The organism is Bartonella sp. AA2SXKL (genome assembly GCF_042197205.1).
GTDB lineage: Bacteria > Pseudomonadota > Alphaproteobacteria > Rhizobiales > Rhizobiaceae > Bartonella.
The window spans coordinates 1-637 of record NZ_JBHIRN010000213.1 but is presented as its reverse complement, the minus strand read 5'-3'; the positions used below and the strand labels follow the sequence as shown (position 1 = coordinate 637).

Here is a 637-nt window from a genome sequence, read left to right as displayed (position 1 = left end):
TATTTGGCGCAGAGCGCTCCACTTTGCGCATAAAGTTGTTTCTGCACAAATTCCATTATCCTTGAATGAAATACAAGCAAACTACGATTTTCTTTGTGCACAACATGCTGTAGAACTAGCGCAAAATGAACAAAAATACGAATCTTTACAAAAAAAATACGCCCAACAAAAAATACAACTCAGTCAAGTAATAGAACAGCTGTATCAATTGCATTTCCCCACACAAGATACGTCTTATTCCTCTCATGAAAAAGAAACTATCGCAATAAAGAATGAAAACAGTGCTCTTACAAAAAACACTTTCCTAATGGAGATCAAAACCATGCGTGAAAAAATTGCATATTATCAGAAACGTTTACAAGAAATTCAAATCGATAATGACGCTACTTGTCACCATAAACTCCTGGATAAACTACGCGAAGAAACAAAAGAATTAGCGGCAACATTAGCTGCTCAAATAGCTCTGCAAGAAAGAGAAGATTCACCCATAAACACATTGATCCAAAATTCTAAAAGCAAAGACGACCTAGCGTCACGTATTCGCAAAAAAATAACTTGTCTCTCCAACCTCCCCCTTAAATAAGTTGTATTTCAAAAAAACTTTAAAATCAAAAAAGCTTTATTGTAACTTTTATAA

The 637-nt window shown here is 34.4% G+C and carries 1 protein-coding gene; it reads left to right on the top strand.

Annotated elements, in window-relative coordinates; translation table 11 throughout:
* The first annotated feature begins 1 nt into the window (after nt 1).
* Nucleotides 2–583 (top strand): hypothetical protein, encoded by a 582-nt coding sequence (locus ACFINS_RS10765; protein ID WP_375706269.1) that lies wholly within the window; start codon nt 2–4, stop codon nt 581–583.
* Nucleotides 584–637 lie beyond the last annotated feature (54 nt).